This is a genomic window from Brevundimonas sp. (genome assembly GCF_030682035.1).
In the GTDB taxonomy this organism is placed as follows: Bacteria; Pseudomonadota; Alphaproteobacteria; order Caulobacterales; family Caulobacteraceae; genus Brevundimonas.
This window is the reverse complement of the sequence record NZ_JAUXQZ010000031.1, coordinates 88,359-102,061: the sequence shown is the minus strand read 5'-3', so window position 1 is coordinate 102,061 and position 13,703 is coordinate 88,359. Positions and strand designations below refer to the sequence as shown.

The window sequence follows — 13,703 nt, the reverse complement described above, 5'->3', positions numbered from 1 at the left end:
TTAGCGGTTCAGGCTCAGATGGTTGATCAGATCGGTACGGGTAATCAGGCCCACGAACTTTTCGCCGTCCAGCACGATCGCCACACGGTCGCGGTCAAACAGGGGGATCAGGGCATCCAGACTCTCACCCACCTGCACCGTATCAAGGTCGCGGGTCATCGCCGACGCGACCGGCCGGGCGAACCGTTCCTTGCGGGTGATCTCGTCCGTGTTCATGACGTGGACCAGGTCGCTCTCGTCCAGAATCCCGACCAGCCGGCCGTCCTGAATGATCGGCAGTTGCGAGACATCGGCGCCGCGCATCCGCTTGAAGGCCGTGTCGAGCGTGTCGTCCGGTCCGGCGACGACCACGTCCCCATTTTCGTATTTGCGGCTGATCAGGTCCGACAGATCGCCGTGCATCGGCTGGCCGCCAAGGCCCTGGTCGGCCAGCCAGGCGTCGTTATACACCTTGGACAGGTATTTCGCCCCGGTATCGCAGACGAAGGTGACCACCCGCTTCGGTTCGGTCTGCGCGCGGCACCAGCGCAGGGCGGCGGCGATCAAGGTGCCCGACGACGAACCGGCCAGCACACCTTCCTTCAGCAGCAGTTCGCGGACGGTGGCGATCGCCTCGGCGTCGGAGATGGAATAGGCCTTGTCGATCAGGTCCATCTTGGCCGTGTCGGGCACGAAATTCTGGCCGATGCCCTCGACGGTGTAGCTGCCTTCCGGCCCCGGCACGCCGTCATTGACGATCCCCGCAAGGGTCGAGCCGACCGGATCGGCGAGAATGACCTTTGCGTCCGAACCCACGCTTTTCAGATACTGGGCGATGCCGGTGATCGTGCCGCCCGAGCCGATGCCGGCGACGAAGGCGTCAAGGTCGCCGTCCATCTGCTCCCAGATCTCCGGGCCGGTCGTCTTGAAATGGGCTAGGGAGTTGGCGTCGTTGGCGAACTGGTTGACGTAGAAGCCGCCCGGGATCTGCTGCGCCAGCCGCTCCGCCATGTCGGTGTAATATTCAGGATGTCCGTGCGGCACGTCCGAACGCGTCAGGCGGACATCGGCGCCCATCGCCCTGAGATGCTGGATTTTTTCCTTGGACATCTTGTCCGGGATGACCAGAAGCACCTTATAACCCTTGGCCTGACCCACCAGCGTCAGCGCCAGACCCGTGTTGCCGGCCGTCGCCTCGACGATCGTCCCGCCGGGCTTCAGAAACCCCTCCGCCTCCGCCGCTGCGATCATGGACACGGCGATGCGGTCCTTGATCGATCCGCCCGGGTTCTGGGCCTCCAGCTTCAGGAACAGACGGCACGGGCCGGTATCGATCTTCGTCACCTCCACCATCGGCGTCTTGCCGATCAGATCCAGCAGGGAACCGGTCGGACCGGTCAGGACGGGCGTGGGGGCCAGCGACATTCAAACACTCCAGGGGGTTTCGGGCCGGAAGCTAGGCGCGCGCCCTCATCACGACAAGCCGCGCAAGATTTCGCCTCTCGAAGAGGTGGGACGTGCGGTATCAAAGGACTCACATGACAAAATCACCCTCCCGGCCCCCGGCCGGACTCCCCGACAAGGCCACCCTGCTCGCCTTTCTGCGCGAGGCAGGCTCGGCCGAGAAGGCCGACATCGCCCGCCACTTCGGCCTCAAGGGCAATGAACGCCGCATGCTGCGCGAAATGATCCGCGAGCTGGAAACCGACGGCAAGCTGGGCAAGCGAGGCCGCAAGGGCTTTGCCGAGGTCGGCGCCCTGCCCCCGGTCGGCGTCGCCGATGTGGTCGAGCGCGACCTCGACGGCGAACTCTATGTCCGTCTGGTCGAGGCCTCGACCGACGCCCCGCGCGCCCTTCTGGTCCCGGACAACGGCGGCAAGACCGGCCCCGCGCCCGGCATGGGCGACCGCGTCCTGGTCAAGTTCGCGCGCGGCGAGGACGGCTGGGAAGCCCGGCTGATCAAGAAGCTGGACGCCGGCGCCAACAAGGTGCTGGGCGTCATCCGCAAGTCCAACAAGGAGGTCCGGGTCGAACCCGTCGACCGCAAGTCGAAAGACGTCCTGATCGTCCCCCACGCCCAGGCCGAAGGCCTGCGTGACGGCGACCTCGTGCTGGCCGCCATCGAGAAGGGCGACCAGCGATACGGGCCTAAACGCGGCAAGATCCTCGAGAAGATCGGCCATGAGGGCGACGCCCGCGCCGCCTCCCTGATCGCCATCGCCGCCCACAACGTCCCGATGGGCTTCTCGGAAGCCGTCGAGAAGGAGGCCGAGGATCAGGAACTGCCCTCGCTGAAGGGCCGCGAGGACCTGCGCGACCTGCCGCTGATCACCATCGACCCCGCCGACGCCCGCGACCACGACGATGCCGTCTACGCCATGCGCGACGAGGATCCGAAGAACCCGGACGGCTGGATCGTCTGGGTCGCCATCGCCGATGTCGCCGCCTACGTCCGGCCCGGGACCAATCTGGACCGCGAGGCGCGCGACAAGGGCAACTCCACCTACTTCCCCGACCGCGTCGAGCCGATGCTGCCGGAACGCCTCTCCAACGGTCTGTGCAGCCTGAAGGAAGGCGAGAACCGCGCCTGCATGGCCGTGCGCATGGTCTTCGACAAGGACGGCAAGAAGACCGGCCACAAGTTCGTGCGCGGCCTGATGCGGTCGCAGGCAAAGCTCAGCTACGAACAGGCGCAAGCCGCCATCGACGGCCAGACTGACGACACAACCGGCCCGATCATGGCGGCGATCCTCGATCCGCTGTGGAACGCCTATCGCACCATGCTGAAGGGCCGGCTGAAGCGCAGCCCGCTGGCCATCGAGAGCCCCGAGCGCCGCATCCGCATGAACGCCGAGGGCCAGATCATCTCGATCGAGCCCCGCGTCAGCCTCGAGGCCCACCGGCTGATCGAGGAGATGATGATCCAGGCCAATGTCTGCGCCGCCGAGACGCTGGAGCAGAAGAAGACGCCCCTGCTGTACCGCGTCCACGATGCCCCGAGCCAGGAGAAGCTGTTCAACCTCGGCGACTTCCTCCAGACCATCGGCAAGCCGTGGACCAAGGGCGAGCCGGCCACCACCAAACGGTTCAACAAACTGCTGGACGAGACCCGCGGCGGCGACCACGCCGAGGTCGTCAACGAGGTGGTCCTGCGCAGCCAGATGCAGGCCATCTATTCGGCCGAGAACGTCGGCCATTTCGGCCTCAACCTCGACCGCTACGCCCACTTCACCTCGCCGATCCGGCGCTATTCCGACCTGATCGTCCACCGCGGCCTGATCCGGGCGTTGGGGCTCGGCAAGGACGGGCTGACCGACCGCGAGGTCTCCGAACTGCCCGCCATCGCCGAACAGGTGACCATGACCGAGCGCCGCTCAATGGCCGCCGAACGCGCCGCCATGGACCGCTACATGGCGGCCTTCCTGCAGGAGCGGGTCGGGGCGACCTTCCCGGGCCGCATCACGGGCGTGACCCGCTTCGGCCTGTTCATCCGGCTGGAAGAGACCGGCGCGGACGGCTTGGTGCCGGTATCCTCGCTGGGGACAGAGTATTTCACCCATGATGACAAATCCCATGCCCTGGTCGGCGAGCGCAGCGGCGCCCGCTGGACGCTGGGCCGGAACGTCGAGGTTCGGCTGAAGGAGGCGACGCCGATCACCGGCGGTCTGGTATTCGAGATGCTGTCCGACCCGGCCCCGCGCGATCCCAACGCCCCCGCCCCCCGTCTGGGCCAACGCGCACGCGGTCCCGGCGGCGGCGGTTTCCCCAAGCGCGGCGGCAACCGGCCGGGTGGTCCCAAGCCGCCGAAGGGCGGACGGCCGTCGGGTGGGCTGAAGGGGGTCCGCAAAGGCAAGCGGCGGTGAACCAACCCTTCGACTCCGCTCGCGACCTGACCGACGCCCCGCGCGTCGGCGGCCGCCAGACGCCTAAGGACGCCGCCACCCTGATCCTGACCCGAGTCCGACAGGGTGAGGCCGAGGTGCTGATGGGCCGCCGCGCGCCCGGCCATGTCTTCATGGCCGCCAAATGGGTGTTCCCCGGCGGGCGGCTCGACCGAACAGACTTCAGCGCCGCTTCGGCCAACGACCTGCCCGCGGCGGACGCAACCCGCCTGACGCGTGAGGTTCCGGCCCGCCGCGCTCGTGCTTTGGCCCTCGCCGCTGTGCGCGAGACCTTCGAGGAGACAGGCCTGCTGCTCGCTGCGCCCGCGCCCGCGGCCCCGGTAGCCGGTCCGTGGCGCGAATTCCGGGCCGCCGGGGCCCTGCCCGATCTGGCCGCCCTGTCCTATGTCGCCCGCGCCGTCACTCCGCCGGGACGGACCCGCCGGTTCGACGCCCGCTTCTTCATGGCCGACGCCCGCGCCTTGCTGCATCCCGAGCCGACCGCGGGTTCCGGCGAACTGGACGAGATCGCCTGGCTGCGGCTGGGGGACACGCGCTCACTGGACCTTCCGGCCATCACCCGGTTCGTGCTGGGCGAGGTCGGCGAGCGCCTCGCCCATCCGGACCGGCCCCTGCCCTATGTCCGCATGGTGCGCGGCCGGCATGTGATTGAGCATCAGGGCTGAGGCCGCAGGCGGATGGACGACTTCCGACGGCAAGGCTAACCTGACCCCATGACGCCGATGATCCTGGCTGGCCTTGGGGCGTATTCCCCGCGTGAACACCGGTCTTCGCAGGCGCTGGACGCTGTGTTCGGTCAGCCATCAGGCTGGACCGAGGCCCAGTTCGGCATTGCTTTCCGTGGCGTCGCCGCCCCCGACGAAACCACCTCCATGATGGGGGCGGAGGCCGCAAGGCGAGCCTTGGCGATGGCGGGTTGGGAGCCGGGCGATATCGATGTCCTGATCGGGGCTTGCGGGGTGATGGAACAACCCATCCCGGGCGTCTCGGTCCTGATTCAGGATGCGCTGAGCCTCGGCCAGTCCGGCATCTGGGCCTTTGACGTCAACCAGACCTGCCTGTCCTTCGTGACCGCGCTCGACGTCGCCGCCATGGGCTTCGCCACCGGTCGGTTCCGCCGCGCCCTGATCGTGTCCAGCGACATCCCGTCGTGCGGACTGGACTGGGACACGCCCGCCTCCGCCGCCATCTTCGGCGACGGCGCGGCGGCCGTGTGCGTCGAGGCGGGCGACGACCCCCATGGCCCCGCGCTGCTGGCCCGCGGCTTCGAGACCTATGGCGCGGGCAAGGAACTTGCCGCCGTCCGCTCCGGCGGAACCCGCGTTCGTGTCGAGGATGGCTTTGAGGCCTTTTGCGACGGCGCCCGCTTCCGGATGGACCCGTTCGGCATCTTCAAGGCGGCCTCGCGAACCCTGCCCGCCCTGGTCGATCGCGTTCTGGGCGAGGCGGGCCTGACCCGCGAGAGCGTCGATGTCATCGTGGGCCACCAGGCCAGCCGACCCGCCATCGAACACGCCCGCCGGCTCATGGGCGGCGATCCCGAGCGGGTGATCGACATCTTCGCCACGCGCGGCAACCAGATCGCAGCGTCCTTGCCGACGGTGCTGGCCGAGGCGCACGCGACAGGGCGGCTCGGTCCCGGCAAGACCATCCTGCTTCTGGGCACGGCGGCGGGGATCAGCCTCGCCGCGATGGTGCTGCGAACGTGAGCCGCCGCGCGCTGGTCACCGGCGCGACCGGCGGCCTCGGCCTGACGCTTACGCAGGCCTTGCTGGACAACGGCTACGCGGTGCGTGCCACAGGGCGCAGTCCGACCGCGATAAATCGCCTGCGCGAGATCGGCGCCGATGCGATCGCGGGCGATCTGTTCGAGCTCGGCCCGGACGGCCTGTGCGGGGACATCGACGTCGTCTTCCACGCCGCGGCCCTGTCCAGCCCCTGGGGCCCGGACGCCGACTTCCAGCGCGCCAATGTCGATCTGACTCGCGACCTGCTCGACGCCGCGCAGCGGTCGGGCGTCGGATCGTTCGTCTTCGTCTCATCCCCCTCGGTCTATGCCCGCTGGGCCGACCAGACCGGACTGACCGAAGACACGCCGTGGCCGGAGCGCCCCCTGAACGCCTATTCCCGTACCAAGGGCGAGGCCGAGCGGCTCGTCCTCGCGGCGGACGCGCCCGGCTTCCGCACCGTGGCCATCCGCCCCCGCGCCATCATCGGCCCCGACGACGCAGTCCTGCTGCCGCGCATCCTGCGGCTGATCAGGCGCGGGCGGGCCCCCCTGTTCCGCGATGGACGGGCCTTGGTAGAGCTGACTGATGTGCGTGACGCGGCGTGCGCGATCCTGCTCGCGGACGTCCACCGCGAGGCGGCCGGCGGGCAGGCGATCAACATCAGCGGGGGCCAGGCCCTGCCGATCCGCGATCTGGTTCACCGGCTGGGACAGGCGCTCGGGGTCGAGGTCCGCACCGTCTCCATCCCGCTCGTCCTGGGACAGCTCCTGTCAGTCGGCGCCGCCGCCCTGGGCCGTGTTCTGCCCGGCCGGCCCGAGCCGGTGCTGACGCCCTACACCCTGTCCACCATGGCCTGGTCGCAGACATTCGACCTCAGCAAGGCCCGCCGCCTGCTCAGCTATGAACCGGCTCATGACGCGGTCGCGACGGCGCTGGCGATCGCGCCCGGGCTGGCCACGTCGTGAAGCGCTGCCGGGTCCATATCCTGCGCGCGGGGGCCTGTTCGCACCCCGCCGTCATGACCCGCCGCGACGCCGGATTGGCTCCCGCCGTCTTCCCCGCCCTGGCGGCTCTCATCGTCCATCCGGACGAAGGGCCCATGCTGTTCGACACCGGCTATGACCCCGCCTTCTTCGCGGCGACCCGGCCATTCCCCGAACGCCTCTACCGCTGGGCGACACCGGTCAACCTTGAGCCCGGACAGGCCGTCGCCGATCAACTGCCCGCCTTCGGCTATACACCCGACGACATCCGCGCCGTCGTGGTCTCCCACTTCCACGGCGACCACATCGCCGGCCTGACCCGCTTTCCCAAGGCCCGCATCTTCTGCGCCCGCGCCGGGCTGGTGGAGGTCCAGAGAAAAGGCCGCGTCTCCCGCGTCCGCCGCGGAGTGCTGGCCGCCCTCGCGCCGGCCGACATCGACGCCCGCGCGGTCTTCTTCGAGGATAGGCCGCAGCTCGCCCTCGGGCCGGACATGGCCCCGTTCGAAACAGGCGCGGACCTGCTGGGTGACGGCTCCCTGCTGGCTGTCCAGCTGCCCGGCCACTGCCCCGGCCACTGGGGCCTGCTGGTCCGGCAGGCGGACGACCGAACCCGCTTCCTGATCGCCGACGCGGCATGGTCGAGCGGCGCCGTGCGCGACGACGTCTCGCCGCCGCGCCTGACCACCGCCCTGCTGGGCCAGACCCGGCCGTACCGTGAGACCCTGAACGCCCTGCACCGGCTGTGGGCGCGCAATCCCGAACTGATCGTCACCCCCTCCCACTGCAGCGAGGTCGAGATCGAGACGGACGATGTCGACTGACCGGTTCGCGGTCCTGCGGGCCTGGCTCGCGGCCCGCTGGAGCGGCTGGAGCCTGCGCACGCCCGCCGATGTCGAGCGGCAGCAGGCCCGGCTTTGGCGAGCGATGGCCTCCATTGTCGCCCGGACCGAGGCGGTCAGCGCCCTCGCGGGTCGCCCGCTGCCAGACTTCCCCATCATGGAACCCAACACCCTGCGCGAGGACTTCGACGCCTGGAACACTCTCTGCCTGACGCGGGCTGAGGCCGAGGCCGCCGCGCTGGCTGGAGAAGCAGGCGGTTCAGACGAAGTCCGGCCGGGCGTCGTCGCCGGCTTCTCCTCGGGCTCTTCGGGACGCCCCGGCCTGTTCGTGACCAGCGCGGCGGAGCGCGCCGGCTGGGTGGGCCATATCCTCGCCCGCCTGCTGCCGGCCGATGCCCTGCTGCGCCCCACGCGGATCGCCCTGTGCCTGCGCGCCGACAACCGCCTGTACGGAGATGTCGCCGCGGCAGGTCCGTTCCGCTTCCTGTTCGTCGGCCTCGACGTCCCGGGGCCCGAGCGGTTCGCGCGGCTGCGCGCCTTCACCCCGGACGTGCTGATCGCCCCGTCCCAGGTGCTGGCCGATCTCGCCCGCCGCACCGACCCCCCGTGGCCGCTCCGCCGTCTCTTCTACGGCGCCGAACCGATGGGCGAGGCCGAGCGCGGCTGGATCGCGGCGGCGCTCGGCGTCCGGCCCGACCCGATCTATCAGGCCACCGAGGGCTTCCTCGGGGCGCCGTGCCGCCTCGGGACACTGCATCTGAACGAGGATGTGCTGATCATCGAGCGCGAGCCCGTGCCGGGGACCAATCGCTTCCTGCCAATCGTCACCGACCTGCGCCGCACCACCCAGCCGATGATCCGCGTCCGCCTGCCCGACCTGCTGGAGCCGTTGGCGGCGCCCTGTCCCTGCGGCTCGCCGCTGACCGCCGTCCACCCGGTGGAGGGCCGGCTGGAGGACCTGTGGCGCTGGCCCGGCGCCGTGATCTGCCCGCGGACGGCCGAGTCCGCCGTCAGCGCCGCCCTTGGCCCTGGACTCGACTGGCGCGCGCTCGCCACGCCGCGCGGCGTCAAGGTCGAGGCCGATCCGGAAGGGATCGAGGCCGCGCAGTCGGCGCTTCAGACCCTTCTCGCCGAGCATGGTGTGGACGTCCCCGTGACCGCCGGCGGGCGCCCGGTGCCGGACGGGGTCAAGCGGCGGCGGGTGCGCTGGTCCGATGGCTGAGCGCGTCCTTATCACCGGCGCCCGGGCCGTGGCGGCGCTGGATATCGCCCGCAGCCTGCGCGCCGCCGGCTATGAGCCGCATCTGGCCGATTGCAGCCCGGCCTGGATGGCGCGGGCCTCCCGCACCGCGGCCCACGTACACCGGTACGCCTCGCCGGTGGCGCGGCCCGCCGCCTTCGCCCGCGATATCCGCGGCCTGATCGCCCGGCTCGATCCCGTATGCATCATCCCGACCTGCGAAGAGGTGTTTCACCTCGCCGCCCTGGCGGAGGCCGACGACTTCTCAGACCGGTTGTTCGCCCCGCCGCCGGACCGGCTGTCGACCCTGCACGCCAAGGACCGCTTCGCCCTCCTATGCCGCCGTCTCTCTCTGCCCGTACCCGACACCACCGTGGTCGCCGACCGGGCGGCGCTGGCGGCCTTCCCGGGCGGCACCGCCGACCATGTGTTCAAACCGGTCTGGTCGCGCTTCGGCGCCCGAACCCTTGTCGCCCCCGCCCCCTCGGAGCTCGCCGGCGTCGCGCCATCTACCGACGCGCCCTGGGTCGCCCAGCGCCGGATCATCGGCGAGGAAGTCAGCTTCTACGCCGTCTGCCATGAGGGCCGGATCGCCGCCTTCTGTGCCTATGGTTCTGACTGGCGGCTGCCCGGTGGCGCCAGCTACGTCTTCCGTCCACTCCCGGCAGACCAGACCGCGCGGCTGCGACCGCTGGCCGACGCCCTCGCCGCCTTCGCCGGGACCGGTCAGATCGCCTGCGACGCCATCATCGACGCCGACGCACAGCCTTGGTTGATCGAGTGCAATCCGCGCGCGACCAGCGGGGTCCACCTGTTCGGCCGCAGTGCAGCCTTCGGCCGGGCGCTGATGGGTTGCGGCGAGGTCGAGCCGGTCACCGGCGCACGCCACCTCTCCTCGGCCCTCTGGCTCCACGGCCTGCCGACCGCGCTGCGGGACGGACGGCTCGCGGACTGGCGTACGCAGAGACGGCGGGGTTGCGACGCCGTGGCCGCTCCGGGCGACGGGCTGCCGGTGCTCGGCGCCCTGGTCGACGCCGCGATCTTCGGCCTGCGCGCGCTCCGGACCGGCCTCCCCCTCACCGAGGTCATGACCACCGACATCGAATGGAACGGCCGCCCTTTCGAGCCCGACTAGACCGATTTCGTTCTATGCGCCCGCCGCCGCCGCGGGTCGCGCCCGGCAGTCCGCCAGCCAGCGCGCCAGATGGGTCAGTTCCTCGGGCGGCCGGTACTTGATCAGCCGCGCGAAATCCAGACCGACGACGGCGACAATGTCGGCGATGGTGAATCTGTCCGAGGCGATGAACTCATGATCGGCCAGTCGCCGGTCCAGCGCCTTCATGAATTTCTCGGCCGCGACCCGATTGTACTCCGCCAGTTGCGGAATCTGGACGGCCTCCAGCGCCGCCAGCGCCGGGTGGGAATGGCGCACGCTCAGCATGATCGGATTGGCCAGATAGAACTCACACCGGCGGGTCCACATCTCGATCACCGCCTGTTCGCGCGCGTCGCGTCCGAACAGGTTGGGCTCGGGATACAGGGCCTCCAGATAGCGGCAGATGGCCACCGATTCCGAGACCGTGGTCCCGTCCTCCAGTTCCAGCGCCGGAACGTGCGGCACGCCGACCCGGGCGCGGTATTCGGCCGTCTTGTGCTCGCCGGTCAGGATATCGACCTCGATCAGCTCGACGTCCTCGATGCCCTTCTCGGCCATCACCCAGCGGACGCGGCGCGGATTGGGCGCGCGGTGAGAGGTGTAGAGTTTCATTGCGGCCTCCGTTGCTTATTGCAACGCTACAGGCCGAAGATGCGTCCCGGCAAGGCCCCGACCACACAGGCGGTCATCACTGTGGCCAGGAAGCCGGCGAACAGCCCCTTCCACACGAGGCCCAACACCTCCTCGCGCCGCTCAGGCATCAGCACGCTGAGCCCCGTTACAGTGATGCCGACCGAACCGATATTGGCAAAGCCGCACAGGGCATAGGTCATCAGCATCCGGGTCCGCTCGCTCATCGCCCCGGCCGGGACATTGCCCAGTTCGATAAAGGCCTTGAATTCGGTCTGGGTCAGCTTGACCCCCAGCAGCCAGCCCGCCTTGCCCGCCTCCGCCCATTCGACTCCGGACAGCCAGGCGACCGGCATGAACAGCCAGCCCAGCAGACGCTCGATCGTCACCGGGCCGTCGAACAGCCAGAACCCGCCGAGCATGACGTTGATCAGGGCCATCAGGGCGACGAAGACGATCAGCACCGCCGAGATGTTCAACACCACCATCAGACCGTCGGCCGTGCCCTTGACGATGGCGTCGATGGCGCTGTCGTATTTCAGCGCCGAGCCGTGGTCCGCCCCGGCGCCGCCCTCGCCCGCCGTCTCCGGGATGATGATGCGCGCCAGCAGGACGCCCGCCGGGGCGGAGACGATCGAGGCCACCAGCACATGGCCGGCGGCGTTCTGCATCACCGGGGCGAGGATGGCCGCATAGGCCACCATGGTCGAACCGGCGACGGTGGCCAGCCCGACCACCATCATCAGGAACAGCTCGGACCGCGTCAGCTTGTCCAGATAAGCGCGGATGACGAGTGGGCTCTCGACCATGCCGAGGAAGATATTGGCCGCCACCGCCAGCGCTGAGGCGCCGCCCAGCCCCATAGTCCGCTGGAACAGTATGCCGAACCCGTGGGTGATCCACTTCAGGATCTTCCAGTGCCAAAGCAGCGCCGACAGGGCCGAGATCACCAGAATCATCGGCAGGACATTGAAGGCGAAGGTGAACAGGGCCGGCGGGTTCGCCACCGAATAGGGCTGATCGCCCCCGGCCAGATATCCGAACACGAACTGTGCGCCCTTGGCCGAGGCCACGGTCAGGCCGCCGACGGCGGCGTTGATCCCGCCCAGGATCGACTGCGAGAACGGATTGAACAGAACCAGCACGAGGGCCGCCTGGACCGCGATCGCGCCCAGCGCCAACCGCCAGGGAAAAGCCTTGCGGTTCTCGGACAGGCCCCAGCAGGCCGCCACGATCACGATCAGTCCCAACAGGCTCTGAAGGTTCAGCACACTGAACATGGACATGGTTCCCCACCGGCCCCCGCCGGCCCCGTCCCCTTGAACGCCACGCAGGCTATTATGGCAAGCCGCTGTTTCGCTCGTTTCCAGCCCTGAATCTGTCGCGATCCACGCGCGTCATCACGAAACCGTGATCATCACGGGACAGGGAGAAAGACGATGCGCAAGGCTTTGATGCTGGCCTCGGCCGGCCTGATCGTATTGGCCGGATGTTCGCCGGCGAGTGACAAGGCGGAAGAGTATTCAGCCGAGGGGGCCCCCGCCGCCGACGCTTCGGCCGAGGCACCCGCGGACGCCGCCGCCACGAACGCACGGAACGTCGCCGCGCCGTCCACTGTGGTCGCGCGCCCGGCTCCCCTCGCCCCCGTGGCGCAGATCGCCTACGCCTACAGCTACGCCCTGTCCCTGCCGCGCGATCGCGGAGCGGAAATGATGAGCCGGCACGAACTGGCCTGCGTCTCCGCCGGTCCGGGCTTATGCTAGGTGATCTCGGCCCAGGCTGACTGGACCGCGCGCGAGCCCGGCGGGCGGCTTGAACTGCGCGGCCAGCCCGAATGGATCAACCGCTTCCGCAGCGGTCTGGCCCTGGACGCCCGGAATGCCGGTGGTCGTCTGGACGAGGCCGTCACCGACGGCGAGGACGTCACGCGCGGCGTCGACACGGCCACGACCGGGGCGAAGACCACCGCCTCCCTCGCCGACCGCATCCGCCAGCTTCAGGCGCGATCGGGCGGGACTATGGCCCAGCGGCTCGAAATCGAACGCGAGCTGGCTGAGCTGCAACAACAGTATGACGCCCAGCAGATTGAGCTGCGCGCCCTCAATGACCGGGTCCAGTCGGCCCGGCTGACGCTCGACTACCGCCAGGGCGGGGTGATGGCCGCCGACAGCCCGACGCGCCCGGTCGCCCGCGCGCTCAGTGACGCCTTCGGCCTGTCGATGGGCATGCTGGCCCTGCTGATCACCGCCGGCTCTGTGCTGCTGCCGATCGTGGTCATCGGCGGCGCGGTGTGGTGGGGAATCCGTCGGCGGAAGCCTGCGTCAGCCTAGATCTGACCCCGCACCAGCCGGCTGTACTCATCCATCAGGCTGAGGCTGAGGTCGCCCGGGGTGAAGCGGTCGTCGCCGATCTCGCTCACCGGGGTGATCTCGGCCGCCGTGCCACACAGGAAGCATTCGCTGAATCCGGCCAGCTCCTCGGGCCGGATGTGGCGAACCTCGACCTCGAGCCCGCGCGCGGCCAGCATTTCCAGCACGGTCTGACGGGTGATGCCGTTCAGGATCGCCCCGTCGGCCGGGGGGGTGATCAGCCGACCGTCCTGCACGAAAAAGACATTGGCTCCGGTCGCTTCGGCGACAAAGCCGCGCCAGTCCAGCAGCATGGCGTCGGCATAGCCGCGCGCTTCGGCGTGATGGCGGTTGATGGTGCCGATCATGTACAGCCCCGCCGCCTTGGCCTCGGTCGGGGCGGTCTCCGGCGACGGCCGCTTGTAGGGCGCCCAGCACAGGCGGATGCCTTTCGCCTTGGTTTCAGCATCGAAATAGCTGGGCCAGTCCCAGACCGCGATGGCCACGTGTGTCCGTGTCTGCTGCGCCGAGACGCTGACCTGTTCCGACCCGCGGAAGGCGATGGGGCGCACATAGGCCTCGGTCAGGCCGTTTCGAACGCAGGTCTCCTTGCAGGCGTCGTTGATCTGCGCCACCGTGAACGGAATCTGGAAGTCGAGCACCTCGGCCGAACGGAACAAACGGTTCGTATGCTCCGTCAATTTGAAGATCTGGCCATTGTACATTCGCTCGCCTTCAAAAACCGAAGACGCATAGTGCAAAGCGTGGGTCAAAACGTGCACGCGGGCTTCCCGCCAGGGCACAAAATCGCCGTCCATCCAGATCCAACCGTCACGATCGTCGATAGGAACGAAGGCCATTGAATAACGTCTCCCGCGCTGATCACCGGGTTAGAG

The 13,703-nt window shown here is 69.2% G+C and carries 13 protein-coding genes; 9 read left to right on the top strand and 4 right to left on the bottom strand.

The genetic code is table 11. The features are described from left to right. The gene (locus Q8K49_RS09115) at nucleotides 1-1,404 is read right to left on the bottom strand and encodes a cystathionine beta-synthase (RefSeq protein ID WP_305305429.1); all 1,404 of its coding nucleotides are present in this window, start codon (nucleotides 1,402-1,404) and stop codon (nucleotides 1-3) included. Nucleotides 1,405-1,517: 113 nt separating this feature from the next. Here Q8K49_RS09115 and rnr point away from each other — a divergent pair, with 113 nt between their 5' ends. Genes rnr through Q8K49_RS09080 form a run of 7 tightly spaced genes read left to right on the top strand, consistent with a single transcriptional unit; the run spans nucleotide 1,518 to nucleotide 9,808 of the window. Further along, on the top strand, nucleotides 1,518-3,842 hold the full coding sequence (gene rnr, locus Q8K49_RS09110) for a ribonuclease R (RefSeq protein WP_305305428.1): 2,325 nt from the start codon (nucleotides 1,518-1,520) through the stop codon (nucleotides 3,840-3,842). Next, on the top strand, nucleotides 3,839-4,546 hold the full coding sequence (locus Q8K49_RS09105; protein ID WP_370867759.1) for an NUDIX hydrolase: 708 nt from the start codon (nucleotides 3,839-3,841) through the stop codon (nucleotides 4,544-4,546). Before rnr ends, Q8K49_RS09105 begins: the two co-directional genes overlap by 4 nt. A 48-nt stretch (nucleotides 4,547-4,594) precedes the next feature. Next, entirely contained in the window at nucleotides 4,595-5,590 is a 996-nt protein-coding gene (locus Q8K49_RS09100) for a 3-oxoacyl-[acyl-carrier-protein] synthase III C-terminal domain-containing protein (RefSeq protein WP_305305427.1), read from the top strand. Beyond that, nucleotides 5,587-6,576 carry an NAD(P)-dependent oxidoreductase gene (locus Q8K49_RS09095; RefSeq protein WP_305305426.1) on the top strand — a complete coding sequence of 330 codons (990 nt, stop codon included), beginning with the start codon at nucleotides 5,587-5,589 and terminating at the stop codon, nucleotides 6,574-6,576. The genes Q8K49_RS09100 and Q8K49_RS09095 overlap by 4 nt, the downstream gene beginning before the upstream one ends. Then, the gene (locus Q8K49_RS09090) at nucleotides 6,573-7,415 is read left to right on the top strand and encodes an MBL fold metallo-hydrolase (protein WP_305305425.1); all 843 of its coding nucleotides are present in this window, start codon (nucleotides 6,573-6,575) and stop codon (nucleotides 7,413-7,415) included. The genes Q8K49_RS09095 and Q8K49_RS09090 overlap by 4 nt, the downstream gene beginning before the upstream one ends. Next, nucleotides 7,405-8,655, top strand: a complete 1,251-nt coding sequence (locus tag Q8K49_RS09085; protein WP_305305424.1) for a cell division protein FtsA — start codon at nucleotides 7,405-7,407, stop codon at nucleotides 8,653-8,655. The genes Q8K49_RS09090 and Q8K49_RS09085 overlap by 11 nt, the downstream gene beginning before the upstream one ends. Then, entirely contained in the window at nucleotides 8,648-9,808 is a 1,161-nt protein-coding gene (locus Q8K49_RS09080) for an ATP-dependent carboxylate-amine ligase (RefSeq protein WP_305305423.1), read from the top strand. The genes Q8K49_RS09085 and Q8K49_RS09080 overlap by 8 nt, the downstream gene beginning before the upstream one ends. A gap of 12 nt (nucleotides 9,809-9,820) precedes the next feature. Here Q8K49_RS09080 and Q8K49_RS09075 read toward each other — a convergent pair whose 3' ends face one another. Both Q8K49_RS09075 and Q8K49_RS09070 read right to left on the bottom strand, forming a co-directional pair. Beyond that, nucleotides 9,821-10,441, bottom strand: coding sequence for a glutathione S-transferase family protein (locus Q8K49_RS09075; protein ID WP_305305422.1), 621 nt, complete (start codon nucleotides 10,439-10,441; stop codon nucleotides 9,821-9,823). Nucleotides 10,442-10,467: 26 nt separating this feature from the next. Continuing rightward, complete coding sequence (locus tag Q8K49_RS09070) at nucleotides 10,468-11,739, bottom strand: NupC/NupG family nucleoside CNT transporter (RefSeq protein ID WP_305305559.1); 1,272 nt, start codon at nucleotides 11,737-11,739, stop codon at nucleotides 10,468-10,470. Nucleotides 11,740-11,898: 159 nt separating this feature from the next. On the opposite strand from Q8K49_RS09070, the gene Q8K49_RS09065 reads away from it, so the two are divergent. Both Q8K49_RS09065 and Q8K49_RS09060 read left to right on the top strand, forming a co-directional pair. Continuing rightward, nucleotides 11,899-12,222 carry a hypothetical protein gene (locus Q8K49_RS09065; RefSeq protein ID WP_305305421.1) on the top strand — a complete coding sequence of 108 codons (324 nt, stop codon included), beginning with the start codon at nucleotides 11,899-11,901 and terminating at the stop codon, nucleotides 12,220-12,222. Further along, nucleotides 12,223-12,789 carry a DUF4349 domain-containing protein gene (locus Q8K49_RS09060; protein ID WP_305305420.1) on the top strand — a complete coding sequence of 189 codons (567 nt, stop codon included), beginning with the start codon at nucleotides 12,223-12,225 and terminating at the stop codon, nucleotides 12,787-12,789. Here Q8K49_RS09060 and Q8K49_RS09055 read toward each other — a convergent pair. Then, nucleotides 12,786-13,667, bottom strand: a complete 882-nt coding sequence (locus Q8K49_RS09055) for a branched-chain amino acid aminotransferase (RefSeq protein ID WP_305305419.1) — start codon at nucleotides 13,665-13,667, stop codon at nucleotides 12,786-12,788. The genes Q8K49_RS09060 and Q8K49_RS09055 overlap by 4 nt on opposite strands. Between the last annotated feature and the right edge of the window lie 36 nt (nucleotides 13,668-13,703).